Below are 25,320 nucleotides of genomic sequence, written 5' to 3' on the forward strand. Positions count from 1 at the left end.
CTGATTCTCGAATCAGCAGCCGGATACGCGGGTTCTCTCCAGCGCGATCCGGCGTGCCCTGTTTCTTCAGCGCGTCATGGCGCCCGACGCTCGACCGGGACCGACGCGATCACCTTCGGATCGATCGGCCCGCCCGTTACCGTGATATCCGGCGACACGGCGAACTGCGTGATGCGGTCCGCTTGCTTGTCCGCCCGCGACGACGATCCGAAGAAATACTCCTTCGAGCCGATCACCATCGTGATCAGCACGCCGAGCAGCGTGTCGAGCGTGCTCTTCACGACGTCGGGCATCTTGATCTCGCCGATCGCCAGATAGAACTCCAGCCCGATCACAATGAACAACGCCAGCGTATACATGTAGGCGAGGTTCCGCGCCGTGTGGTCGTGTTCGGCCGCTGCGTATTGACGTGCGCTCGCACGGTCGTCGGCCGCGACCTTGTCGGCCTGCACCTGGATGCCCGCCATGCTCTCCGCGTGCGCGAAACCCGCCTGCCGCATCTTCAGCTCGAAGGCCGTATCGGCCTGCTTCAACGCGAGCAGTTGCTCAGGTGTCACCGACTGGCCGGCCAGCGCCGCCTTCACGGCGTCCACCGAACCGTCGCCGAAGCCGAGCTTGTCCGCGATCGTCGACGCGGCCATCGCCGCGATACCCGGCACACCGCTGGTCAGCGCCGTGACCAGCCACGGCGCAACAGTCTTCAGAATGTCCAGCATCGTTACACCCCTAGCGCACGGTTGAGCTGCCACCCGTATTCGAATGTCTCGTTCTCCGGCCGGCGCTCGGCCAGCTCGATGTAGAACACCGACTGTTGCGCGGCGACCATGCCGTACAGCACGCGATGCCCGTCCGCCCCGCGTTGCTGCAGGAACACCTTCAACGCCGTGATCGTCATCGGTCCGATGCCACCGTCGACCGCGATATCCGGGAACTTTTTTTCGTTCTGGTTCAGCACGTTCAGCGCCCGCTGCATGAACTTGACGCCGGTCGCCGGCCCCGTGTTCACGCCGATGTCGAACAGCTTTTCCGCGAGCGTCGACGAGATCGCGTCGACCTGGTCGAACTTCGGACGCCGCCAGTACCGCGACTCGTAGATCGCGACGGCCGTCGAGCGCGGCATGTCCTTCATCGGCCCCGTGTATCCGTACGCGCGCGCTTCGGCGGCCGTCACACCCCACATGGTTCCTTCGAGCTTCCCGAGATACCAATTGCCGCGATCGTTCGGATCGTTCGAGAACCCGCCTTCGCGCCCGATCAGCGCGTCAATCTTCGCCGTTACGTTCATTGCTTCCCTCCCCGGCTCACCGCCTGTTCCAGTAAATCGATGCGCTGTTGCTGCAAACGGTTGAGCGCATCGCCCTCGTTGATATGCGTGAAGACCCAGACGATCGAACCGACAAGAAACGTCTGCACCACGCCGAGACACACACCGAGCACCCACATCGCGCCCGTTGCCTTGTTCTTCATCGCGTCAACCTTGCGATCGACGTCGGAGATCTCGTCGGCCAGCTCCGCGCGAGCGCGCTCCTCCGCCCGCGACCGGCTCCACAGCAGTCCGATGTCCTCTCGCGTCGCCTCCGCCCGCACCGCCATCTCCGCGAGCCGCCGGTCGAGATCCGCGAACGGCTGCACCGATCGCTTGATGTCCTCGACACTCGCCGCGACGGCGCGCATCTGCTGCGTCAACGTCGCGATCTGGACGGCCAGCCCCTCCTGCTTTTCATCACCCATCAAACCCCCGCTGAAAATAAAAAAAGCCGCCCGAGTTGCCCCGAGGCGGCTGCCAGAAATTGATGCTCGCGCGTGTTACTTCGGCGGCGACGGTACGACCAGGTCGACTTTCTTCGTCGGCTTCTTGCGATGGCCGACCTTTGCCTTGCCCTTGTTGCCGGCGTTCAGCTCGACCGACGTCTCCCACCCACTACCGGCATACGTGTGTCGTACGGAATCGACCAGAAAATCGCCGTCCGCCTCCTGCTTGAAGCCGGAAAGCTTCACGGTCTTCTCGGCCGATATGTCCGTGCGTCCCTTCATGCGCAGCACGCTGCGCGCGGTGTGCCGGTTCAGCTTCTCGAGACGCGATTTCGCGCCGGCCTTCGCGGCCTCTGGACTGGCGAACGCATGGCGCTCGGTATGGACAGCGGCGGAGCCCGGCGGTGCGTCCGGATTCGGGATCGTCAGGTCGATCTTCTTCCCCGTTTTCTTGTCGTGTACCTTCGTCCGTACGGCAACAAAGCTGGCACGGTCAGGAAACGAGATCTCATAGTCCGTCAGATCGGCCGGCGTCAATGTGACCGCCGGCAGCGCCTTGCCGCTCGCGCTTTTTCCAGCCCCGATCGGCCCGACGATCAGCTTCCCCGCCTTCACCGTCGCCGTCGCGCCGTACTGTCGCGCGATCCGCGTAATGAAGTGCAGATCACTCTCGCCGAACTGATCCGCACGCGGCACAGCCGCATCGACGGAACACGCCGCGACCCATTTGTTGCGCCGCGCGACGTCGCCAACGATGTCGGCCAGCTTCACGTTCGTCCAGCTGCCATTGCGCTGGGTCTTCGACGTCGCTCGCATGTTGGCCGGCCGGCCGCGGATGACAATCGTCGCCGGTGGGCCGCGCAGTACGATCTCGTCGACGGCATACTCGCCAAGCATCGACAGTCCCTGCCCCTCCCATCCGAGCGAGATCTTCAACGTTGCGCCCTTCGGCGGGAATCGGACCTTGCCGTCACGGTCGTCCAGCTCGATCTCGCATTCGTCCGCTTCAAGGCCGGGTTTGTCGCTTGTCCGGATCCGCAGCACGCGGTCCTGAATCACGCGCGTGATGTCATCACCGTTCGCTACGACCTGAAAAATTGCTCGCATCGCCCCTCCCTCACGACCACAGCTGAATCGGTTCGTCGCGCGGCACGTCGAGATCCGGCATCGTGATCAAGACGCCAGCCTTGAACGGCTGCGGCTCGCGCGCGAGACCCGGATTGGCTTCGTACACCGCCTCGACGATGCCCTTCAACGTCCCGTAATGGGCATAGCAAAGCGTGTCGAGAATGTCCCCGTCAGAGGTTCGCAAAATCTTCGCCATAGCGGCCAAACTCCAGACTGTAGGTTTGCTTGCGGGGCGCACCGTCGGACAACAACGCCTCCTGCTCTTCGTCGACGCACCGATACCGATACCGACACCGACAGCGACGCCGCACCGCTCGTCGCGTCAACGGCCGCGGATGCCACGATCGAGACACATGCGCCGGTGCAGGCAGCGTCGCGCCAAACGGCCCCCGCCAAGATCAGTGAGAAACAGTCAAAGCAACTTTTGCAGGCCCTGCAGGCTGTACTCCATGACAAGAATTTCGGCCGACTGGCAAAGCCGACCATCGAAGCAGTACACACTGCGCTGCTGCCGCTCGCCGATCTTCTCGGTTGCCCTTCGTCCGGAAAGATCTGGCCGGTCTCCGAGCCGGACGCAAATGGCGGCTGCGAGCCTATCGATACGGTATGCGGACCTGACCGAACCGGGAGAATCAAGGGCCCGCTGGCCTACATTCGCGTCGCTCAACCCGCACCGGGCGCGTGGATTTACGCGATCGAATACAACACCGGGACCAGCTTCGCGAGCGAACCGCTGAAGGTATCGCACCAGACGCGCGCGGTATGGACGCGCGTTCAAGCGATTCGTTCCGGCGCAGCGCGGCTCATCGAGACGATCAAATCACCGGTCCACGGGCGAACGAAAGCCGAGCAAGCATCATTCAAGCGCATTCTCGAATGGGCGCACGGGATCATCGACATGCCCGATCCCGACATGACAGCCGAATTCTCTGCTGCCACCGCGAAGGGTGAACGCCCCGATTTGTCGGATGTGCTGACGGCCATCGAACATAAGCAGCGGATCGCGTCGAATAAGGCGCTGCTCGATACAGCGTTCCCGGCGCGGAAAGCAAAGCCCGGCCTCGACCCCGCATCCGCATGGCCGTTCCCGACCGGAGCCGCAAATTGACCCCGCGCCCGGCCCTTTCTACCCCACGTCCGCTGCCGCGAAAGCGGGAACACGCGGAGAAGCGCCCGGCTATCGCACTAGCGAGCGTCAACGGTACTTCAACGCAGTCGGACTGCAGCGGGCTGGCGCCCGCAAAAGCGATCCAGAAGGACGAAGCGCCGCTCGCGCGGCGCAAACCTATACAGACGAACAAAGCCTTGGCGGATACCCGCCAAGGCAGGCTCGCGCGCCTCGACGCCCTTCGCATCGAGATCCGCGCGTTGATCACCGAGATCTCGCACGCGGCCGACGTCGAGTTGCTGGACCTGATGGCCGACGAGATCGGATCGTTCGCTCGCCACAAGGCGGCGCAGGACGCACGCACTTGGGCTGCTACCGCCGCGATCACGCTTGAAACGGGACTCATGCAACTCGCCCGTGCAATTCAGCCCGTCACCGAATAACGAGGAACAATACAGTGAGCACCACGACTGAACGACTGTTGCGACTTCCGACCGTTCTCGACATGGTCGGCTTGGGCAAGACGACGATCTACGACATGATGAAGGAAGGTAGTTTCCCGAGGCCACGACGAGTTCGCAATCTCTCACTATGGGCAGAGACAGAAGTACAGGCATGGATTCGTTCCATCACATCGCGCGAAATGTCCATCACCCAATGACGTGTCTACGTCTAGACCTGATCTCTCAGTCAGCATCTGATCAGGTCTGAATTTACTTGGATGTGACCTAATCAAGGGCCGTGATCGACCCACTGCAGCCCTTCGACGCCGCCTGAATCAACGGCAGCTTGCGAGGTACAACGGCTATTCCCGCCATCGTCCACACCGGCGAAAGTTGGGTCCTTACCTGCGGTTCACGCCTTCGTGATAATCATCCAACTTCCGAGCCGAAGCCCGGAAGTGAGATGAGCGAAACTGACCGAAAGGAAGCCCTTGGCTTGCAGGCACCTCGGAAGGCCGCCAGACGACAAACCGGTTGAGAACCGCTTGAAGTTTTTGCAGGCGCCGAGTTGTCTGGGGTCAACGCGTCAATCGCCCCGCCTCTTGATACCGCCGGTCAACAATGAGATCGCGGTACCCAGTAGATCGTCGATGTGATCGACATCCAGTCGAAGGCTATCGGGGCGCCACATCAGGCTGATAACGCCATTCATCATGGCCCACAGCGCCGTCGAGGCGTGTTCCGGCTCAACGTCTGCATGCACCCACCCTTCGTCGATACCTCGGCTGAGCAATGTGGCCAATTTGGCGTTTTGCTGTCTGATCAGGGCAGCGATGCGCGCGAGCGCCTCCGGCTCATTCGGTGGTTCGACAAGGATACGGAACTGGTGCGGGCGCTCCTTGGCGAACCGCGCGTAAGCAGCTGCCACGCAACGCAGTTTCGTCTCGACATCGCCCTCGGACGCATAGGCCACGTCCATGTACTCGCGGTTTTCTTCCAACGCGCGCTCTGCCACGGCAATGAGCAGCGCGGAACGGCCACCGACACGGTTATAGAGCGTCTGCACTGCGACATCCGCCCGGGTCGCCACCGCTTCAGGCGTGACCGCCGCTAGTCCGCCCTCCGTCAGCAAAGTCTCGGCGGCTTGCAGGATCGCCAGGCGGGTCGCGGCAGCCCGACGCTGAGTTCTCGATTCCATACGGGGGTTTACCTCACTAGATGGATCACATTACAAAGTTAGAATGCGTTACAACATTGGATCGAAATCTATTCTCGCACACCTTGGGGGACACATGGCCGGGCGAAAAAATGTCGAGTTCGTAGCAGGCAGCCGCGGAGAACATTGCCGTGGCTGGCTGTACGAGCCTCGCGGGACGGGCCCGTTTCCTGTCATCGTGATGGCGCACGGGCTGGGTGGAATCAAGGAAATGCGGCTCGATGCCTATGCGCAACGCTTTTGCGCGGAGGGCTACGCGTGCCTCGTGTTCGACTATCGACATTTCGGTGCGAGCGACGGCTCCCCTCGTCAATTGCTCGATATCGATCGGCAACTGGAGGACTGGTCGGGTGCGATCGCTTTTGCACGCGGGAACCGCAATCTCCGGCCGGATCAGGTGGTCCTGTGGGGGACCTCCTTCGGCGGCGGTCATGTGATTCTCTCCGCAGCACGCGACCGGACTCTTGCCGCGGCCATCGCGCAATGCCCGTTCACGGACGGCGTCGCATCGTTGTTCGCGTTGAACTGGCGTAGCGCGCTCAAGGTCACCGCGCTCGCGCTATGCGATGTACTGCTGTCCCTCGTCGGCAGGGCGCCGGTGATGGTGCCGACGGCGGGTCCTCCTGGTTCTGCCGCGTTGATGACTGCACCGGATGCCCTGGATGGCTATCTCGCGCTTGTCCCTGACGGTACTGCATTTCGCAACCACGTCGCGGCACGCTTCGGCCTGAACATCGTTCGGTACCGCCCCGGTCGCAAGGCAGCCGACATTTCCTGCCCGATTCTGTTCTGCGTTTGCGAAGCCGACTCCGTCGCTCCGGCGGGGCCGACGAAACGGTATGCCAGGCGCGCTCCCAAAGGGGAAGTGCACGCGTATCAGGCAGGCCACTTCGATATCTATGTGGGCAAGGACTTCGAACAGGTGGTCGCCGACCAGCTGGCATTTCTGCACCGTCACGTTCCAGCGAAGCAAGGAGACGCGCATGTCGACTTATAAGCTGGCAAACAAGGTGGTGGCCATTACCGGTTCCACCGGCGGCCTGGGATCGGCCTTGGCCGAAGCGCTGCACGCACGGGGCGCGCGTCTCGCACTTTTCGACCTGGATGCAGACAGACTCACGGCACAGACTCGCAGCTTCGGCCGCCCCTCGGACGTTCTTGGCTGGACCGCCGACGTCCGCGATTTCGAAAGCATCGAAGCCGCAATGGCCAAGGCGGCGTATCACTTCGGTCAGATCGACGTGGTCATCGCAAACGCTGGCATCGACACCATGGCCCCGATGGCCACCCTCGACCCGGCCGCGTTTGATCGTGTCATCGACATCAACCTCAACGGCGTGTGGCGTACGTTCCGTGCCGGCTTGCCATTCGTCCAGCAACAGCGCGGGTACATGCTGGCGATTTCGTCAATGGCCGCGTTTGTACATTCGCCGCTACAGGCGTCCTATACGGCAAGCAAGGCGGGCGTGTGGGCGATGTGCGACAGCATCCGTCTGGAGCTTCGTCATCTGGGTATCGGGGTCGGCAGTGCGCACCCGACATTCTTCCCGACGCCACTGATGGACGATGTCGTTGCCGATCCGGCTGGCCAGGCATTGTGGGGAGGCAACGATCGCGGCTTGTGGAAGATGATCCCGCGCGAGCAGGTCGTTCGGGACATCGTGGCTGGCATCGAGCAACGCGCGGACATGATCGTCGTACCAAAGATCAACACGATCGTGGCCAAGGCGCCGGGCTTCTTCAGGCGCTTCGTCGAACGCGCCGGCTTTCGCGGCGAGGACATTGAACGCGCCATCAGTCTGGCGTCGGCAACTGGCTGGAACGATTCGGCCGCGAACGCTCCAGCGAAATGAATGGCAATCCGGTGGCCGCGGGAACCGATCGGCTTCGCATGATCAGCGGACCCAATGGCCCGGCATCCATCGCCCCTCGTTTGCGCAGCAATGGAAATCCAATAGCAGAGGAGCAGTACAAAGTGGCTTACGATCTTCAGGAAAAAGTCGTGCTTATCACGGGTGCTGCAGGCGGCATTGGCGCTGCGACCGCGCGTGCGTTGCATGCATGTGGAGCACGACTCGTTCTAACCGATGTGACGCAGGCTTCAGTGGACCGCCTCGCCGCGGAGTTTGACGCCGAGCGCACGCTCGCCCTGGCGCTCGATGTCACCGATGCTGCCGCCACCAAGGCGGTCGTGCAACGCGCCGTCGATAGATTCGGTCGCCTCGACATTGCGTTCGCCAATGCTGGCATCTCGTGGCACGATCTACCCGCCACCATGTACAGCTGCGATGAACAGGAGTTCGAGCGAATCGTCGAGGTCGATCTGCTCGGGGTTTGGCGCACGGTCAAGGCTGCGTTGCCGGAGATCCTGCGCAATCGAGGCCAGGTCCTGGTAACCTCCTCGGCCTACGCGTTCGTGAATGGCATGGTCAACGCGCCTTACGCAGCGTCCAAAGCCGCAGTCGAGATGCTCGGACGTTCACTCCGCGCCGAACTTGGCGGCACCGGGTCGACGGCAAGCGTGCTCTATCCGGGATGGGTGGCTACAGCGATTGCCAAGGTCGGCTTTGGCGGCAATGCGCTCGCGACGAAATTAATTGAAAAAGGGTTTCCTGCACCGTTGCGTCGACCGATACAACCCGATGAAGTCGCCAAGGCCGTCATCAAAGGGCTGCGAGCCCGCCAACCGCGCATCGTTGTCCCGTTCCGATGGGCACCGTTTTCGTGGACGCGAGGCTTCTTCAACATCGTGACAGACTGGCATCTCGGGCGACAACATGAAATGCACAAGTTGATGCGCGAGCTTGAGCGCTGTCGGGACCGACAAAGCTAGCGCACGTTGTGAGCGGCATGTTGGGTGCGCCGGCGAACGGCTATCCGTCTGAAAGAATGGCTGTTGCGTGCTAGCGTAAGACTCCCGGCAACCGAGAGGATCGGATTGCTTCCAAATGGCCGATTGCTAGCGCGGAACGGACGTCCAAGCGCCCGAGTGGCCGTGCCGGGGACTAACGCCTCATGGCCGGTAGCTGTCGCTCGTCATCAGCTGCAGCCGGCTGGATGGCGACGAATCCAGTCGAACGGCTCAACGTCCATGGTCGCACCTGGGCCAGGCGCTCCAGCACATGAAAAAGGGGGTATAAGAGGGGGTATCAAACCCCAAAACAGCTAGTAACCTCTTTATTAATCAGCAACTTATGACCCAAAATGTCAATGCAACTTCCACATGACAATATGTCTGATCACTTCGTTCGCTCCAGTTCGTCTTGGTTCGGCGATTTTCCTAGAATCCTTGCCAGCCGGGCATCGTGTGCCCTTCCACCGTTCGCTTGCGTTCGCCGGATTTCACGTCCAGCCGAGAAAGAAGCGGGTATCAAAGCGGGCATCGCTTCAATCCGCCAAGGACGATACCCGCGTTTTCACCGTGCCGCCTAGCGACGTCACGATCCGACAAGCGAAGGCAGGCGACAAGCCTACCAAACTTACCGATGCCGATGGACTGTATCTTGAGGTCCGGCTGTCAGGTTCCTCGCACTCCCGAGACCGAGTAGCGCGATCGGCGGCAGATCCGGAATCCGCAGCAGCGCAATCCCGGCCACCATCGACTTCGCCGATCCGGGCATTGCCCGGCTGGCGACGAGCCGAATCGTCAGTTGCTCCTGCCGGCCAGTACCTTCGCGATACCGATCAGCCCCCCATGGTGATCAGCTCCAGAATGGTCTTTTCGTGGTCTTGCATCCGCACCCATAAACACGCCGCCCGAGCCACGCCGGACGACATCCGGAATATTCGACAGAAGTCACATCCTCTTCAATTCATTGATCAATCAAAATCCAAAACAATCCATCAAAATAAAAACAAAACTACGACATTCACGCGATAAACCCACCTTAACCAGTGGTTTACTTTCATACAATCAAGACCTACCATCGAAACTCCAATGCGATCCATATGTGATTTTTTCGCATTCCGAATTTATTGATCGCGTTGGCTCAAGCCATCCAAATATGGCACATTATTTACATTGACCACACCGGAGGAAATAATGGCTCGCATCGTTTGGGGCACCATCGACAAAAACGGATCCATTCTCAACGGCAGCGGGGACTTCACCGTCGAGAATGTCAGCTCCGGCAAATATTCAATCTCCTTCAGCCCCGGATTCTCGGCACTCCCCGGGGTTGTTGGATCTCAAAACAACTACAACGAAACAGGACAGGCCAATTCTGACGGCGTAGCCTTCCCGTTCGTCAACAAGAATTCCTGCCAGGCCAATACCGGCAATAATTCAGGCAGCCTTCAAAACAGAAGCTTTGCATTCGTCGCGATTGGCAATTAGCAACTCATCAATCATGCCGCGCCGGCCCTTCCCGAGGATCCGCTACAAACCGGTTAGCGAATTCGTCGTCAAAAATCGAGCAAGGGCCGGAGCACACGGGCAAAAACATTGAACGTGCCGTCGATGATGCCCGGAACGGCTTCCCCGCGGAATTTCTAGCGGAAAGGTATGCAAATCATTGACCGAGTGCTACTCAGGCCTCGGAATAACAAGGTCGATCTTCTCGTCCAGCTTCTTGCCGCGTCCGACCTTCACCTTCCCGTTCGTCCCTCCGTTCGACGTAACGACCGCGATCCATCCACGCGACGCGAACGTGTGTTCGACCGACTCGATCAGAAACTCACCATCTACACCGGCCTTGCCCCCTTCAGCGCGATCGTCTTTTCGACCGGCAAAGCGGCTCGGCCGCGCATCGTGAAGCGGCTCGGCGACGTATGCCGATCGAGCGTCGCCAATCGCGACTTTGCACCCGCTTTCGCGGCTTCCGGACTGGCGAACGCGTGGCGCTCGATATGCACTGCGGACGCACCTGGCGGGGCATCCGGATCCGGGATCGCGAGATCGGTCTTCTTCCCTGACTTGCGGTCGCGCATCTTCGTGCGAACGGCCGCGAAGCGCGCGCGGTCCGGAAGATTGATGTCGTAGGCGACCAGCGGACCGGGCGTGAGCGTCACGACAGACAGCGGCTTGCCCGACAACAACCGGCACAAACGCGACGATTCGTTTCCTGTCCCGCATCAATTGCCAGGATGAGACGTCATCGCAATCATTTCGTCGCCAAACATCCGGATCACATTACCAATCCCCATTAAATCGCATATTTTACCGACTCAACGAGCAATAATTGCGACCAACATTTCAATCGAATACCATAAAATATCGAAAACATTATTGACTTCGACTTTCCCGTAAATTTAGAATCCCCTACAACGGCTTACGTTCCATTTCCCCCTGCCGTACACGAGTCGCCGCCCGCCCACACGAAGGCCATCCGCATTGACTTTCCCCGTGCTTCACCGCAGGGCGACGCCCTCTTTTATTTCAGTTTTTGGCATTTATCAGCCATTCGCTTATTTTCCGCTCAATTCGCTTGCCGCAGAAGCATCACTGCCTGATTAATGCCAGGCATTCATCCGAATGCCCGCAGCACATAAGAAAACGGACAGAAGATCCGTTCATTCGACCATTCCGATAATAATTGCCAGCCACCAGGAGGGACATCAACATGCATCGTCTTGCGAAGTCGCTGTGTCTCGGGTTCGTCTGCGCCGGCCTGCTCGCCGCATGCCGCGACCACGACGACATCCAGTCGAGCCGCGCGCCGTCGAACCACGCCGCGCTGTCGTTCCGCATGGACACCGGCAGTCAGATCAATGCGTTCTACCGGCAGGACAAGGTCGCCGCGCACCTGCTGGCGCGCTCGTCGACGAAACCGCGCCTGCTCGTGGTCTTCCCTGCCGGCAACAGCGGCACCGGGCTGTGGTTCGACGATACCGCGCAGCCGGTGAACTGGAGCCTCGACACGCCACCGTCCGCGCTGTCGGCGCCCGACACGCGTGGCCGCCCGCTTTACGGTATCGGCGCCGACGTGTCGGTGGACACCGACACGCTGACGATCCGCCAGGGCGTACTCAGCAACGTGCGCTTCCTGCGCGACTTCAACGGCGGCGCGACGATTCCGCAGCAGATCGTCACGGCGCCGACGATCCAGGGCAGCGCCGCGCAATGGCAGCGCGACCGGATCGACGGCGCGCCCGGCTATGCGCTGCGCATCACGCTGCGCGACGGCGGCAGCATCGCGCCGGCAGCGGGCGGCAAGCTCGTGCTGCGCGCACCGGCGGGCTCGCACACGCTGAAGTTGCATGTCGATGCGCTGTCGGGCGAGACGCCGCTGTCGCCGATCACGCGCGCCGACTTGCTCGCACCGTCCGTGAACCCCGATCCGGTCAGCCAGAACGTGCTCGAATTCCTGAGCTTCCACGACAAGCTGCTGGCCGGCTCCTGGCAGTACGACACGTACTTCGGCCGCGATACGCTGATCTCGGTCCGCATGCTGATGCCCGTGCTCGAACCCGCAGCGATCGAAGCCGGGCTGTCGTCGGTGCTGAACCGCCTGTCGGTCGACGGCAAGGTCGCGCACGAGGAAGGCATCGGCGAATTCGCGCTGGTCGACAACCAGAAGAACGGGCGGCCGAACGATCCGACGCCGACCTTCGACTACAAGATGATCGACAGCGACTACCTGCTCGCGCCGATCGCGGCCGCCTGGCTGATCGACGATACGCGCGGCCAGGCCCGCGCGGCCGCCTATCTGGCGCAGCGCGGCAGCGACGGGCAGACCAACGGCAGCCGTCTGGTCGTCAACCTGCTGCACGTCGCGGCGACCGCGCAGCCGTTCGCGCAACAGCCGTCGGTCGCGAACCTGATCCACCTGCGGCCCGGCGAGATCGTCGGCAACTGGCGCGACAGCACCGACGGGCTCGGCGGCGGCGTCTACCCGTACGACGTCAATGCGGTGCTCGTGCCGGCCGCGTTGCGCGCGGCGAATGCGTTCCTCGCGCGCGGCCTGCTTGATCCGTACCTGGATGCCGGGCAGCGCGCGACGCTCGCCGCCACGGCGAACGAAGCCGCCACGTGGGAAACGCAAGCACCGCCGCTGTTCCAGGTCAGCGTGCCGGCCGCGCAGGCGGCCACCGACGTGTCGGCCTATGCGCCGTCCGCCGGCGTGCCGGCCGGTGCCGCGCCGAGTGCTCCGCTGTCGTTCTACGCGCTGTCGCTCGATCAGCAGGGCAACCCGATCCCCGTGATGAATTCCGACGGCGGCTTCGCGCTGCTGTTCGGCACGCCGCCGGACGACGCGCTCCAGCGAATCGTCACCGACGTCACGCGGCCGTTCCCGACCGGGCTCGTGACCGATGCCGGGATGCTGATCGCGAACCCGGCGTATGCGAACCCGTCGCTGTGGCCGAAGTTCACGAGCTCCGCGTATCACGGCACGGTGATCTGGTCGTGGCAGCAGGCGATGTGGGTGGCCGGGCTCGACCGCCAGCTCGCGCGCCAGGACCTGTCGGCCGCGACACGCACGTTGCTCGCGCAGGCGCGGCAGACGATCTGGCAGGTGATCTCGAACGGACGCGACATGCGCACGTCGGAGATGTGGACATGGTCCTACGTGAACGGCCAGTACCGGACCGACGCATTCGGCACGCGCAGCGCGGACGCCACCGAAGCCAACGCGGCGCAGCTCTGGAGTACGACGTATCTCGCGATCCGCGATCCGCAGCAGCGCGCGGGCAAGTACTGGTGGCAGGCGTCGCAGCGCATGCAGGACGCGCAGCCGACCGGCACGGCGGCGGCTGTCGCGTCGCGATAGCGCATCGCACGCGGAACACGCAAAGCCCCGGGGCCGTCACACCCCGGGGCTTCGGTGCGTGCGCCGCCGCTCAGCGCATCCGCACGACCACCTTGCCGAACGCGCCGCGTTCGAGATGGTCGAGCGCGGCCGGCAGCGCATCGAACGCATACTCGCGCTCGATCACCGGCTTCAGCTTCAGCCAGTCCACCGCGCGCACGAGATCCTCGAGCGCGCGCCGGTGCGCAACGCCGATCCCCTGCACGGTCGCACGCCCCGTCAGCAGCGGATACACGGACGTCGTCAGCGCATCGCCACCCAGATTGCCGATCACCGACACGCGGCCGCCCTGCACGAGCGACGACAGCGAACGCCCGAAGTTGTCCGCGCCCGCGAGTTCCAGCACGTGATCGGCACCGCGTCCGCCGGTCAGCGCGCGCACTTCGGCGGCCCAGTCCGGCGTGCGCGTGCGGTTGATCCCGTCGTGCGCGCCGAGCCGCTTCGCGCGCTCGAGCTTGTCGTCGCTGCCCGACACGACGATCACGCGCGCGCCCTGCGCACGGGCGATCTGCACGGCGAACAATGCGACGCCGCCCGTGCCGATCACGACCACCGTATCGCCCGGCCGCGTCGTCGACGCGTCGGCCAGCGCATACCACGCGGTCAACCCGGCGCAGGTGAGCGTGCTGGCCTGCGCGGCGTCGAGCGTGCGCGGCGCGGCCACCAGCGAATCGGCGCCGAGCACCACGTACTCCGACAGCATCCCCGGCCCCGGCACGCCGAGCGGCACGCTGCCGCGCGGCTGGAGGCCGTCCTGCCAGCCGGTGAAGAACGTGCTGATCACTGCGTCGCCGGGCGCGAAATCCGTCACGTCGGCCCCCGTCGCGACGACCTCGCCGTGCATGTCCGACCCGGGCACCAGCGGGAACGGCACGGCCATCCCCATCCCGTCGCGCAGCACCAGCAGGTCGCGATAGTTCAGTGCGACCGCGTCCACGCGCACCAGCACATCGCGCGGGCCCGGCGCCGGAACGGGCACGGTCGCGAGTTGCAGGTGTTGACGACCGAACGCCGGCGATTGCCAGCGATACATGAGTGACGACATGGCGACTCCGATAACGAAAACAGTGGAATCGGCAGGATAATGATTCCCGAAGTCACCATGTGACGCGAATCAATCGACCTATAGTAGACAAGATGGAACCAATCTCGCACGACAGGCTGGCCGGCATCAGCGCGTTCGTCGCTGCTGTCGACGCCGGCAGCTTCGCGCAGGCGGCCGCCCGCCTCGGACAGACGCGCTCGGCGGTCGGCAAGGCGATCGGCCGGCTCGAAGCGCGGCTAGGGACGCGGCTGTTCGTGCGGACCACGCGCAGCCTCGCGCTGACCGACGACGGCCACGCGTTCTACGAACGGTGCTCACAGGCGCTGGAGGAGCTCGATGCCGCACAGCACATGCTCGAAGCGGGCCGCAGCGAGGCAACCGGGCGGATTCGCGTGAGCGCGCCCGTCGTGTTCGGCCGCCATCACGTCACGCCGCTGCTGCTCGATCTGGCGGCGCAGCATCCGCAGCTACAGGTCGAAGGGCATTTCACCGATCGCGTCGTCGACTTTGCGGATGAAGGCGTCGATCTGGCCATTCGCAGCGGCGCACTGCCCGACAGCGATACGCTGATCGCGCGCCCGCTCGGCATGCAATCGATGGCGATCTGTGCGTCGCCCGCGTACCTGCGCACGCAGGGCACGCCGCGCAGTACGGACGAACTGGCCGCCCATCGCTGCATCGTCTACCTGCACGGCGGCCGCGCGAATCCGTGGACGCTGGCCGGGCCGGACGGTCGTATCGTGCAGCCCGCGCTGCATTACCGGCTCGGCTTCGACGACATCGACAGCCTGATCGCGGCCGCCACGCGCGGCGCGGGGCTCGTTCACGTCCCCGAATGGCTCGTGCGCGATGCGTTGCGCACGGGGGCGCTGGTGCGCGTGCTGGAACACGTGCCGTCGGCCGGCACGCCGATGCATGTGGTGTGGCCCGCGACGCGGTTCCTGCCTTACAAGCTGAGAGTGGCGGTCGATGCGATGCTGGCGGCAATTCCGCCGTTGCTCGCATCGTAGGCGGCCGATTTCGACGGGTCATGCGCGACCCGTCCCGATACCGCACGCGTCACCGCGACACGACCCGGTTCCGCCCTTCCCGCTTCGCCTGGTACAGCCGCTCGTCGACCACCCGCAGCAGCGCATCGACCGTGCTGCCGTCGACCCCGTATTGCGCGACGCCGACGCTGACCGTCACCTGCACGCGCTTGAAGTCCAGCCCGAACGGCGAACTCGCGATCGACGAGCGCACGCGCTCGGCCGTCATCCGGGCACCCTCGAGCGGCATCTCCGGCAGCAGCGCCATGAACTCCTCGCCGCCGACCCGCGCGAGCCCGCCCGCCGGGCGAATCGCCTCGAGGCACTGACGCACGACGCCGCGCAGCACCTCGTCGCCGATCTGGTGCCCGTACGCATCGTTGATGTTCTTGAAATTGTCGAGATCGAGCGCGAGCAGGCAAAACGGCGTGCCTTCGCGCTCGGCCCGCACGATCTCGCGCTCGACCTGCGCGATGAACTGCCGGCGGTTCGACGCGCCCGTCATCGGATCCGTCGCGGCCATGTACTCGAGCTTCTGGTTCGTGCGCCGCAGCTCCTGCAGCGCGCTCTCGGTGCGCGCCATCGATTCCGACAGCCGGCTCATCAGGTCTTCCTGGCGGTAGATCGCCGAGAACGAGCGCGTCGTCTGCAGCGCCTGCACGACGCCGTAGCTGAGCAGGAAGAAGCCGCCCGCGAAGATCGCGTGTGCGAGCCACCACATGTGATTCCACGGCTTGCCGAGAATGAACGCGAGCGACGACAGCGCGAACGCCATGATCGACACGCCGTAGATCACCATCAGCGGCGAGCGGATCCGCCGCGCGAGCAGCACACCGACGTTCAGCAGCGAGAACACGAGCGCGCCGCCTTCCATCGACAGCCGCGTGCCCAGCGCGCCCGCGACCGGCGAATACGCGATGTACGCCACCGCCACATTGACGATCAGGAAGAACACGATCCATGGCAGCCACGTCCGCACGCTCGTGCGCTTTTCGAAGCGATCGGGCGGACTCGAATAAGACATCAAGCCCGTGAGCAGCAGGATCGACATCACGAGCCGCGACGCGGGCCCGTACAGCAGGAACAGCCAGATATTGTGGTGCGCCATCCCGGTGAACGCACCGTGCAGCGAATAAATCATCGCGAAGCCGAGAAAGCCAAGCGTCAGCCAGCGCAGCAGCGGCTCGCCGGACGACCGGTAGCACACCCACGTCACATAGGTGACGAACGCGCCTTCGAGGGTCGCCGCCGCAATCGCGATTTCATGGAACGCATGGCTCTCGAACACGACGCGCGGGTCGCTGAAGAACCACAGATAGGCGATCAGATAGGCAGGCAGCAACGCGAAACCGATCAGCAGGCATTTCGCGTAGATCCTCGCGGCCGCGCTGACGACGCGCGGCGGTTCCCCGGCTGCATAGGTCGTACTCATTCGGTCCCCGGTCGGTCTGCTGCGTTGGTTCGAACCTTCGCGGCACGGATCGTGCGATGCATGATCCTGCCCATCGTGCCGAAAGGCAAATGTCAGAGCAAGTATAGGTGGGGCAATTCGTTTGACAAGTAAGGGGAAACGGCACTGCCGAAAGCGTGCTTTTGCTTCCCGGCTGTTCGGAATGGTAGCGCTGCCACGCCGATTCGCATCGCGGCCGCGAGCCTCGCCGAGGCGAAACCGCGGCCGCCATCGGCCAAAAATCAGATGATTTCGAACAGGCCGGCCGCGCCCTGCCCGCCGCCAATGCACATCGTGACGACCACGTACTTCACGCCGCGGCGCTTGCCTTCGATCAGCGCATGGCCCGTCAGGCGCGCGCCTGACACGCCGTAAGGATGGCCGACCGCGATCGCGCCGCCGTTCACGTTCAAGCGGTCTTCAGGAATCCCGAGCGTGTCGCGGCAGTACAGCACCTGCACCGCAAACGCTTCGTTCAGCTCCCACAAGCCGATGTCGTCGACCTTCAGCCCCGCCTGCTTCAACAGCTTCGGCACCGCGAACACGGGGCCGATGCCCATCTCGTCCGGCTCGCAGCCGGCCACCGCGAAGCCGCGGAACACGCCCAGCGGCTGCAGCCCTTCGCGCTGCGCGGCGTCGGCGCTCATCACGACGCACGCCGACGCGCCGTCCGAGAACTGGCTCGCGTTGCCGGCGGTGATCACGCCGCCCGGCACGGCCGAACGGATCTTCGACACGCCTTCGAGCGTCGTGTCGGGACGGATGCCTTCGTCGGCCGATACGGTCACTTCCTTCGTGAACAGGCGGCCCGTCGCCTTGTCGGCGATACCCGCGAGCACGGTGATCGGCACGATCTCGTCGCGGAACAGACCGGCTTCCTGCGCGGCCGCGGCCCGCAGCTGCGACTGCACGCCGTACTCGTCCTGCCGCTCCTTCGAGATCCCGTAGCGCTTCGCGACGTTCTCGGCCGTCTGCAGCATGTTCCAGTAGATCTCGGGCTTGTGCTCGACGAGCCAGCCCTCCTGGACCATGTGCCGGTTCATCTCGTTCTGCACGCACGAGATCGATTCGACACCGCCCGCGACATACACGTCGCCTTCGCCCGCGATGATCCGCTGCGCGGCCAGCGCAATGGTCTGCAGCCCCGACGAACAGAAGCGATTCACCGTCATCCCCGGCACGGACACCGGCAGCCCCGCGCGCAGCGCGATCTGCCGCGCGATGTTCGCGCCGGTCGCGCCTTCGGGGTTCGCGCAGCCCATGATCACGTCCTCGACACGCGCGGGGTCGAGCTTCGCGCGTTCGAGCGCGGCCGCGACCACGTGGCCGCCGAGCGTCGCGCCGTGCGTCATGTTGAAGGCGCCGCGCCAGGATTTCGCCAGCGGCGTGCGGGCGGTCGATACGATTACGGCTTCGGTCATGCGAGTCTCCTTCGGTCCTGCCTGAATCGGATGGGGAATGCGCTACGCCGCCGGGCGCGCGCCCGCGGACGTCGCATGTGCGACGCCAGCTGCCTGCATCTGCTGCCATGCGTGCGCGAGCGACCCGTTCAGGTCGATCGCGCGGCACGCATCGTCGATCACCGCGGCTTCGAATCCCGCCGCACGCGCATCGAGCGCCGACCACGCGACGCAATAGTCGGTCGCGAGCCCGCAGCACCACACGCGCTTCGCGCCGAGTTCGCGCAGATAGCCCGCGAGCCCCGTGCGCGTCGTGCGATCGGCTTCGACGAACGCGGAATAGCTGTCGACCTGTGCGTCGCCGCCCTTGCGGATCACGAGCCGCGCATGCGGGATGTCGAGGTCGCGATGCAGCGCCGCGCCGTCGGTGTCCTGCACGCAGTGCACGGGCCACAGCACCTGCTCGCCGTACGGCAGTGCGAGCGTCGAGAACGGCTCGCGGCCCGGATGGTTCGCCGCGAACGACACGTGCTCGCGCGGGTGCCAGTCCTGCGTCAGCACGACCTGGTCGAAGCGTCGCGCGAGCGCGTTGATCACCGGCACGACCGCGTCGCCGTCCGGCACCGCGAGCGCGCCGCCCGGCATGAAGTCGTATTGCACGTCGATCACGAGCAGTACATCGTCGGTGCGTTTCATCGCGTTTCTCCTGGTGGAATCGGTCGCGCCGTCGTGCGATATCGTCAGCCGTTGAACCCGCGGCCAGCCTTCGCGAGCTCCGCGATCGACGGCGCGAGCTCCCATGCATCGCCGTTCGGCGCGGCCGCGTAGCGGCGAATCGCGCGCTCGACGTTGTAAAGGCCGACCATGTCCGCGTACAGCATCGGGCCGCCGCGCCACAGCGGGAAGCCATAGCCGGTCAGATAGACCATGTCGATGTCGGACGCCTTCGATGCGATCTTCTCTTCGAGGATCTTCGCGCCTTCGTTGACGAGCGCGAACACCAGCCGCTCGACGATCTCGTCGTCGCCGATCTTGCGCCGCTCGACGCCGCGCTCCTTCGAATACGCAACGACCATCTCGTCGACGAGCGACGACGGCTTCGCCTTGCGCTCGCCCGGCACGTAGTCGTACCAGCCGGCGCCCGTCTTCTGGCCGAAGCGGCCCTGCTCGCACAGGCGGTCGGCGATCTTCGAATACTGCAGATCCGGCTTCTCGACGTAGCGGCGCTTGCGGATCGCCCAGCCGATGTCGTTGCCGGCGAGGTCGCTCATCCGGAACGGCCCCATCGCGAAACCGAACTTCTCGATCGCGCGATCGACCTGCGCGGGCAGCGCGCCTTCCTCGAGCATGAAGAGCGCCTGGCGGATGTACTGCTCGATCATCCGGTTGCCGATGAAGCCGTCGCACACGCCCGACACGACCGCCGTCTTGCGGATCTTCCTGGCCACCGCCATCACGGTTGCGAGCACATCCTTTGCGGTCTGCGCGCCGCGCACGACCTCGAGCAGCTTCATCACGTTCGCCGGGCTGAAGAAGTGCATGCCGACGACGTCCTGCGGACGCTTCGTGAACGCCGCGATCCTGTCGACGTCGAGCGTCGACGTGTTCGACGCGAGGATCGCGCCCGGTTTCGCGACTTCGTCGAGCTTCCTGAACACCTGCTCCTTCACGCCGAGTTCCTCGAACACGGCCTCGACGATCAGGTCCGCATCCTTCAGGTCGTCGTAGGACAGCGTCGGCGCGATCAGCGCCATGCGCGCGTCGAGCTTCTCCTGCGTGAGCTTGCCCTTCTTCACCTGCGCGTCGTAGTTCTTGCGGATCGTCGCGACGCCGCGCTCGAGCGCTTCCTGTTTCGTCTCGAGCAGCGTGACGGGCAGGCCCGCGTTGACGAAGTTCATCGCGATGCCGCCGCCCATCGTGCCCGCGCCGATCACGCCGACGCGGCGGATCTCGCGCAGCGGCGTATCGGCCGGCACGTCGGGAATCTTGCTCGCCGCACGCTCGCCGAAGAACGCATGGCGCAGCGCGCGGCTTTCCGGCGTCATCATCAGCGCGACGAAACCCTCGCGCTCGGCGACGCTGCCCTTGTCGAACCCGTTCAGCACGCCGGCCTCGATCGCGTCGATGCACTTGTGCGGCGCGGGGAAGTTCGGCGCGGCGGCACGCGCGGAATTGCGCGCGAACTGGATGAAGCCCGCGGCGTTCTCGTGGACGATCTTGCGATCGCGCACGCGCGGATGCGGCCCCTTCTGTGCGCCGACCTTGCGCGCGAACGCGACGGCCGCATCGAGCAGGTCGCCGTCGGCCATTTCGTCGAACAACCCGCTCTTCGCGAGTTGCTCGGACGGCACGGGCGCGCCCGACACGATCATGTTCAGCGCGGTTTCGAGCCCCACCGCGCGCGGCAGGCGCTGCGTGCCGCCCGCGCCCGGCAGCAGGCCGAGCTTCACTTCGGGCAGCGCGACCTGCGCGCCGGGCGCCGCGACGCGGTAGTGCGCGCCGAGCGCGAGCTCGAGGCCGCCGCCCATCACGACGCTGTGCAGCGCCGCAACGACGGGCTTCGCGCTTGCTTCCACCGCGCGGATCACGGTGTGCAGCGTCGGCTCCTGCAGCGCCTTCGGCGTATTGAATTCGGTGATGTCGGCACCGCCCGAGAACGCGCGGCCCGCGCCGGTCAGCACGATGGCCGTGACCGACGGGTCCTGCGCGGCGCGATCGAGCGCGTCCATGACGCCCTGGCGGGTCGACAGGCCGAGCCCGTTGACGGGCGGATTGTTGAGCGTAAGGACGGCCACGCCGTCGCGAGTCGAGTAATCCACTGCCATCTGCCTGCCTCCATGCATCGCGCGCCGGGGTGGCGACGCTTCATTGTGCGCGGTCGAACGGCCGCATGTCCGGATCGAACGGAGGCAGCATACAACGAAAAAGCACGGTCGTTCAATTTGAATTTTCATCCCGATCCGAGGGACGGATCGGGCGACCGGATCGCGGGCCGTCGCCGGCCAGGGCCTGGACTTACGGCTCGCAAACCGCCGTCGGCAACACGTAATCGCGGAACGTCTCGCGCAGCTTCAGCTTCTGCAGCTTGCCGGTCGCGGTGTGCGGCAACGATTCGACGAACACGACGTCGTCGGGGATCCACCATTTCGCGACCTTGCCTTCGTAGAACGCGAGCAGCGCGTCACGGCTCAGGTTCGCGCCTTCGCGCGGCACCACGACCAGCAGCGGGCGCTCGGTCCATTTCGGGTGCGCGCATGCGATGCACGCGGCTTCGGCGACGCCCGGGTGCGCGATCGCGACGTTCTCGATGTCGATCGAGCTGATCCACTCGCCGCCCGACTTGATCACGTCCTTGCTGCGGTCGGTGATCTGCAGGAAGCCGTCGGGGTCGATCGTCGCGACGTCGCCGGTCGGGAACCAGCCGTCCGACAGCGGCGACGCGTCGCCGCGAAAGTAGTGATCGATCACCCACGGCCCGCGCACCTGCAGTTCGCCGAACGCGACGCCATCCCACGGCAGCTCGGCGCCGTCCTCGCCGACGATGCGCATGTCGACGCCGCAGATCACGCGCCCCTGCTTCTCGAGCAGCCGGCGCTGCGCGTCGAGCGGCCGCTGCGACTGCGCCCAGTTGAGCTTCGCGAGCGTGCCGAGCGGCGACAGTTCGGTCATCCCCCATGCATGAATCACGCGCACGCCGTATTCGTCCTCGAACGTGCGCAGCATCGCGGGCGGGCACGCGGAGCCGCCGATCACCGTGCGGTTCAGCGTCGAGAAGCGCACGCCGGCCTCGCGCATGTAATTGAGCAGCCCGAGCCACACGGTCGGCACGCCCGCGGAGAACGTCACGCGCTCGGCCTCCATCAACTCGTACAGCGATTTCCCGTCGAGATCCTTGCCGGGCAGCACCAGCTTGCCGCCGGTAAGCGGCACCGCATACGGCAGCCCCCACGCGTTGACGTGGAACATCGGCACGACGGGCAGCACCGCATCCATCGCGGACAGGTTCATCGCGTCGGGCAGCGCGGCGCCGTACGCGTGCAGCACCGTCGAGCGGTGCGAATACAGCACGCCCTTCGGATTGCCGGTCGTGCCCGACGTGTAGCAGAGCCCCGACGCCTGCTGCTCGTCGAGACGCGGCCAGTCGTAGCGGCCGTCCTCCGCTTCGACGAGCGTTTCGTAACAGAGCAACGGCGTCGTGCAGGACGGCAGGTGCGCGGCGTCCGTCATCGCGACCCAGCCCTTCACATGCGGGCATTGCGGCGCGATCGCGTCGATCAGCGGCGCGAAATTGATGTCGAAGAAGACGAAGCGGTCTTCCGCGTGATTGACGATGTACGCGATCTGCTCGGGGAACAGGCGCGGGTTGATCGTGTGGCACACGGCGCCCATCCCGCCGATCCCGTAATACGCCTCGAGATGCCGGTAGCCGTTCCACGCCAGCGTGCCGACGCGGTCGCCGGTTTCGACGCCGAGCCGCGCGAGCGCCTGCGCGAGCTGCTTCGCGCGGCGTTCGCAATCGCGATACGTGTAGCGATGCACGTCGCCCTCGATGCGCTTCGACACGATCTCGGTATCGCCCGCGTGACGCGCGGCATGCGCGATCAGCGAGGACACCAGCAACGGCATGTCCATCATCTGGCCCAGCAATGGCTTACCCATCGTCTTGTTCTCCCGGAAGGACGCGAATCGGTGACCAGCCCGGCGGCTGTTTCCATCAGGAACACACATGCGTTGTGGTGAGACCGGCGTGCACCCGTCAGCGGCCCGGACGGGCGTGGCGCACGGTGCGCGGGCCGCCATGCGGGCGGCGCTGCGCCGCCTTACAATATCGGCTTACCCAGAGGCGCTCAACATGTCGTTTTCCCGAAGCGCAGCCGATCCGGCTGACACCCTTCCCGACCTCGCCGCCACGCTCGGCGCGCCCGCCGAAGGCGCGTTCGTCCAGCTCGGCGACGCGTTTCATACGCGGCTGCCGGCCGCGCCGCTTGCCGCGCCGTACGTCGTCGGCTGTTCCGACGAAGTCGCGCAACTGCTCGACCTGCCGGCGTCGATCGCCACGCAGCCTGGCTTCGCCGAACTGTTCGCCGGCAACCCGACGCGCGACTGGCCCGCCACCGCGATGCCGTACGCATCGGTGTATTCCGGCCACCAGTTCGGCGTGTGGGCCGGCCAGCTCGGCGACGGCCGCGCGCTGACGATCGGCGAGCGCACCGGCACGGACGGCCGGCGCTACGAGCTGCAACTGAAAGGCAGCGGCCGTACGCCGTACTCGCGGATGGGCGACGGCCGCGCGGTGCTGCGCTCGTCGATCCGCGAATTCCTGTGCTCGGAAGCCATGCATCACCTCGGCATCCCGACCACACGCGCACTGACGGTGATCGGCTCCGACCAGCCGGTGGTCCGCGAGGAGATCGAGACGTCGGCCGTCGTCACGCGCGTGTCGGAAAGCTTCGTGCGTTTCGGTCACTTCGAGCACTTCTTCTCGAACGATCGCCCCGACCTGCTGCGCCAGCTCGCCGATCACGTGATCGACCGCTTCTATCCGGATTGCCGCGACGCGGACGATCCGTACCTCGCGCTGCTCGAAGCCGCGACGCTGCGCACGGCCGATCTCGTCGCGCAGTGGCAGGCCGTCGGCTTCTGCCACGGCGTGATGAACACCGACAACATGTCGATCCTCGGCGTGACGATCGACTACGGCCCGTTCGGCTTCGTCGACGCGTTCGACGCGAACCACATCTGCAACCACTCCGACAACAGCGGCCGCTACGCGTACCGGATGCAGCCGCGCATCGCGCACTGGAACTGCTATTGCCTCGCGCAGGCGCTGCTGCCGCTGATCGGGCTGCAGCACGGCATCGCCGATGACGATGCGCGCGCCGAACGCGCGGTGGACGACGCACAGGCCGTGCTCGCGAAATTTCCGGAACGCTTCGGCCCCGCGCTCGAACGCGCGATGCGCGCGAAGCTCGGCCTCGAGTTCGAACGCGAGAACGATGCCGAACTCGCCAACAAGCTGCTCGAGACGATGCATGCGAGCCACGCGGATTTCACGCTGACGTTCCGCCGGCTTGCGCAACTGTCGAAGCACGACGCGAGCCGCGACGCGCCCGTGCGCGACCTGTTCATCGATCGCGACGCGTTCGATGCCTGGGCGAACCTCTACCGTGCGCGGCTGTCCGAGGAAACGCGCGACGACGCGGCACGTGCGGCCGCGATGAACCGCGTGAACCCGAAATACATATTGCGCAACCATCTCGCCGAAGTCGCGATCCGGCGCGCGAAGGAAAAGGATTTTTCGGAGGTCGAGCGGCTCGCGCAGATCCTGCGCCGGCCGTTCGACGAACAACCGGAGCATGAAGCGTACGCCGCGTTGCCGCCCGACTGGGCCGGGTCGCTCGAAGTGAGCTGCTCGTCCTGAAGTACCCAACCCGCGCGTATCGACCGACCGATCAGGAGAACCCCACATGTCCCACGATTCCGACGACAAAACCTTCCCGTACCAGAAGGACGACGCCGAGCTGCGCCGCCGGCTCACGCCGATGCAGTACGAAGTCACGCAGCACGCGGCGACCGAGCGCGCGTTCACCGGCGAATACACCGACACCGAAGATGCCGGCATCTACAAATGCGTCGTGTGCAGCACGCCGCTGTTCGAATCCGGTTCCAAATTCCACTCGGGCTGCGGCTGGCCCAGCTACTTCAAGCCGCTCAACGGCGAGGTGATCGACGAGAAGGTCGACTACTCGCACGGCATGGTGCGCGTCGAAGTCCGCTGCAACCATTGCGGCGCGCATCTCGGCCACGTCTTCGAGGACGGCCCGCGCGACCAGACCGGTTTGCGGTACTGCATCAATTCGGCTGCGTTAAACTTCGAGTCCCGACCCGAAAACGAATGAGCGGCGCCGGGCGGATCGGCGGGCCTCCCTCAAGAGCACCCCTCGTCTCGCGGTCGGCTCCCGGGCTGGCCGCCCCGATCCGCGACGGCGGTGCCTGGCGGGT

General features: G+C 64.8%; 24 protein-coding genes and 2 pseudogenes. 11 read left to right on the plus strand and 15 right to left on the minus strand.

Translation table 11 applies throughout. The annotated features are described in order from the left end of the window. Positions 1 to 74: 74 nt before the first annotated feature. From LXM88_RS15050 to LXM88_RS37270, 6 genes and pseudogenes are all read right to left on the minus strand, one after another. Entirely contained in the window at positions 75 to 716 is a 642-nt protein-coding gene (locus LXM88_RS15050) for a hypothetical protein (protein ID WP_262532548.1), read from the minus strand. Between the two features lie 2 nt (positions 717 to 718). Further along, positions 719 to 1,285 (minus strand): glycoside hydrolase family 108 protein, encoded by a 567-nt coding sequence (locus tag LXM88_RS15055; RefSeq protein WP_262532549.1) that lies wholly within the window; start codon positions 1,283 to 1,285, stop codon positions 719 to 721. Beyond that, complete coding sequence (locus tag LXM88_RS15060) at positions 1,282 to 1,731, minus strand: hypothetical protein (RefSeq protein WP_262532550.1); 450 nt, start codon at positions 1,729 to 1,731, stop codon at positions 1,282 to 1,284. Before LXM88_RS15060 ends, LXM88_RS15055 begins: the two co-directional genes overlap by 4 nt. Before the next feature lie 75 nt (positions 1,732 to 1,806). After that, positions 1,807 to 2,859: a phage late control D family protein gene (locus LXM88_RS15065; RefSeq protein WP_262532552.1), complete on the minus strand. Its 1,053-nt coding sequence runs from the start codon at positions 2,857 to 2,859 to the stop codon at positions 1,807 to 1,809. 10 nt (positions 2,860 to 2,869) lie between these two features. After that, positions 2,870 to 3,076 carry a tail protein X gene (locus LXM88_RS15070; protein WP_262532554.1) on the minus strand — a complete coding sequence of 69 codons (207 nt, stop codon included), beginning with the start codon at positions 3,074 to 3,076 and terminating at the stop codon, positions 2,870 to 2,872. Next, a pseudogene (locus LXM88_RS37270) lies at positions 3,051 to 3,152 on the minus strand (phage tail protein); the annotation flags it as partial. The pseudogene LXM88_RS37270 and the gene LXM88_RS15070, both read right to left, overlap by 26 nt. Positions 3,153 to 3,241: 89 nt before the next feature. Here LXM88_RS37270 and LXM88_RS15075 point away from each other — a divergent pair. The 3 genes from LXM88_RS15075 to LXM88_RS15085 are packed head-to-tail and all read left to right on the plus strand — an operon-like array spanning position 3,242 to position 4,649. Then, positions 3,242 to 3,988 (plus strand): hypothetical protein, encoded by a 747-nt coding sequence (locus LXM88_RS15075; RefSeq protein ID WP_262532556.1) that lies wholly within the window; start codon positions 3,242 to 3,244, stop codon positions 3,986 to 3,988. After that, a complete protein-coding gene (locus tag LXM88_RS15080; RefSeq protein ID WP_318654676.1) occupies positions 3,958 to 4,431 on the plus strand; it encodes a hypothetical protein in 474 nt (157 codons plus the stop codon). The genes LXM88_RS15075 and LXM88_RS15080 overlap by 31 nt, the downstream gene beginning before the upstream one ends. 14 nt (positions 4,432 to 4,445) lie before the next feature. Then, on the plus strand, positions 4,446 to 4,649 hold the full coding sequence (locus LXM88_RS15085) for a helix-turn-helix transcriptional regulator (protein WP_081071377.1): 204 nt from the start codon (positions 4,446 to 4,448) through the stop codon (positions 4,647 to 4,649). Between the two features lie 368 nt (positions 4,650 to 5,017). Here LXM88_RS15085 and LXM88_RS15090 read toward each other — a convergent pair whose 3' ends face one another. After that, entirely contained in the window at positions 5,018 to 5,629 is a 612-nt protein-coding gene (locus LXM88_RS15090) for a TetR/AcrR family transcriptional regulator (protein ID WP_109343288.1), read from the minus strand. 43 nt (positions 5,630 to 5,672) lie between these two features. Here LXM88_RS15090 and LXM88_RS15095 point away from each other — a divergent pair, with 43 nt between their 5' ends. Genes LXM88_RS15095 through LXM88_RS15105 form a run of 3 tightly spaced genes read left to right on the plus strand, consistent with a single transcriptional unit; the run spans position 5,673 to position 8,480 of the window. Then, a complete protein-coding gene (locus LXM88_RS15095; protein WP_226113277.1) occupies positions 5,673 to 6,644 on the plus strand; it encodes an alpha/beta hydrolase in 972 nt (323 codons plus the stop codon). After that, positions 6,631 to 7,500, plus strand: coding sequence for an SDR family NAD(P)-dependent oxidoreductase (locus LXM88_RS15100; protein WP_262532569.1), 870 nt, complete (start codon positions 6,631 to 6,633; stop codon positions 7,498 to 7,500). The genes LXM88_RS15095 and LXM88_RS15100 overlap by 14 nt, the downstream gene beginning before the upstream one ends. Continuing rightward, positions 7,497 to 8,480 carry an SDR family NAD(P)-dependent oxidoreductase gene (locus LXM88_RS15105; protein ID WP_226094260.1) on the plus strand — a complete coding sequence of 328 codons (984 nt, stop codon included), beginning with the start codon at positions 7,497 to 7,499 and terminating at the stop codon, positions 8,478 to 8,480. Before LXM88_RS15100 ends, LXM88_RS15105 begins: the two co-directional genes overlap by 4 nt. A 646-nt stretch (positions 8,481 to 9,126) precedes the next feature. Here LXM88_RS15105 and LXM88_RS15110 read toward each other — a convergent pair. After that, positions 9,127 to 9,267: a hypothetical protein gene (locus tag LXM88_RS15110; RefSeq protein ID WP_318654677.1), complete on the minus strand. Its 141-nt coding sequence runs from the start codon at positions 9,265 to 9,267 to the stop codon at positions 9,127 to 9,129. A 422-nt stretch (positions 9,268 to 9,689) separates the two neighbouring features. Between LXM88_RS15110 and LXM88_RS15115 the strand changes: the two genes are divergently transcribed. Beyond that, complete coding sequence (locus LXM88_RS15115; protein WP_262532575.1) at positions 9,690 to 9,983, plus strand: hypothetical protein; 294 nt, start codon at positions 9,690 to 9,692, stop codon at positions 9,981 to 9,983. A gap of 189 nt (positions 9,984 to 10,172) precedes the next feature. Here the strand turns inward: LXM88_RS15115 and LXM88_RS15120 are convergent. Then, positions 10,173 to 10,678 (minus strand): annotated as a pseudogene (locus tag LXM88_RS15120) (late control protein); the annotation flags it as partial. Positions 10,679 to 11,208: 530 nt separating this feature from the next. On the opposite strand from LXM88_RS15120, the gene LXM88_RS15125 reads away from it, so the two are divergent. Further along, entirely contained in the window at positions 11,209 to 13,356 is a 2,148-nt protein-coding gene (locus LXM88_RS15125; RefSeq protein WP_262532579.1) for a hypothetical protein, read from the plus strand. A 70-nt stretch (positions 13,357 to 13,426) separates the two neighbouring features. Here the strand turns inward: LXM88_RS15125 and LXM88_RS15130 are convergent, their stop codons facing one another. After that, positions 13,427 to 14,440 (minus strand): zinc-dependent alcohol dehydrogenase family protein, encoded by a 1,014-nt coding sequence (locus LXM88_RS15130; RefSeq protein ID WP_262532581.1) that lies wholly within the window; start codon positions 14,438 to 14,440, stop codon positions 13,427 to 13,429. A 92-nt stretch (positions 14,441 to 14,532) separates the two neighbouring features. Between LXM88_RS15130 and LXM88_RS15135 the strand changes: the two genes are divergently transcribed. Next, positions 14,533 to 15,450, plus strand: coding sequence for a LysR family transcriptional regulator (locus tag LXM88_RS15135; protein ID WP_262532583.1), 918 nt, complete (start codon positions 14,533 to 14,535; stop codon positions 15,448 to 15,450). 49 nt (positions 15,451 to 15,499) lie between these two features. On the opposite strand, the gene LXM88_RS15140 is transcribed toward LXM88_RS15135, so the two are convergent. From LXM88_RS15140 to LXM88_RS15160, 5 genes are all read right to left on the minus strand, one after another. Further along, the gene (locus LXM88_RS15140; RefSeq protein WP_262532585.1) at positions 15,500 to 16,900 is read right to left on the minus strand and encodes a sensor domain-containing diguanylate cyclase; all 1,401 of its coding nucleotides are present in this window, start codon (positions 16,898 to 16,900) and stop codon (positions 15,500 to 15,502) included. 260 nt (positions 16,901 to 17,160) lie between these two features. Next, entirely contained in the window at positions 17,161 to 18,339 is a 1,179-nt protein-coding gene (locus LXM88_RS15145; RefSeq protein WP_262532586.1) for an acetyl-CoA C-acyltransferase, read from the minus strand. 42 nt (positions 18,340 to 18,381) lie between these two features. After that, entirely contained in the window at positions 18,382 to 19,014 is a 633-nt protein-coding gene (pncA, locus tag LXM88_RS15150) for a bifunctional nicotinamidase/pyrazinamidase (RefSeq protein WP_262532588.1), read from the minus strand. Positions 19,015 to 19,058: 44 nt separating this feature from the next. After that, positions 19,059 to 21,143, minus strand: a complete 2,085-nt coding sequence (locus tag LXM88_RS15155; protein WP_262532590.1) for a 3-hydroxyacyl-CoA dehydrogenase NAD-binding domain-containing protein — start codon at positions 21,141 to 21,143, stop codon at positions 19,059 to 19,061. A 190-nt stretch (positions 21,144 to 21,333) separates the two neighbouring features. Continuing rightward, positions 21,334 to 22,977 (minus strand): 3-(methylthio)propionyl-CoA ligase, encoded by a 1,644-nt coding sequence (locus LXM88_RS15160; protein WP_262532592.1) that lies wholly within the window; start codon positions 22,975 to 22,977, stop codon positions 21,334 to 21,336. Positions 22,978 to 23,170: 193 nt separating this feature from the next. Between LXM88_RS15160 and LXM88_RS15165 the strand changes: the two genes are divergently transcribed. Together LXM88_RS15165 and msrB are read left to right on the plus strand one after the other, a co-directional pair. After that, positions 23,171 to 24,739 carry a protein adenylyltransferase SelO gene (locus tag LXM88_RS15165; protein WP_262532594.1) on the plus strand — a complete coding sequence of 523 codons (1,569 nt, stop codon included), beginning with the start codon at positions 23,171 to 23,173 and terminating at the stop codon, positions 24,737 to 24,739. 46 nt (positions 24,740 to 24,785) lie between these two features. Further along, positions 24,786 to 25,217 carry a peptide-methionine (R)-S-oxide reductase MsrB gene (msrB, locus tag LXM88_RS15170; RefSeq protein ID WP_085039448.1) on the plus strand — a complete coding sequence of 144 codons (432 nt, stop codon included), beginning with the start codon at positions 24,786 to 24,788 and terminating at the stop codon, positions 25,215 to 25,217. Positions 25,218 to 25,320 lie beyond the last annotated feature (103 nt).

It is taken from the genome of Burkholderia sp. S-53 (genome assembly GCF_025560745.1).
In the GTDB taxonomy this organism is placed as follows: Bacteria; Pseudomonadota; Gammaproteobacteria; order Burkholderiales; family Burkholderiaceae; genus Burkholderia; species Burkholderia pyrrocinia.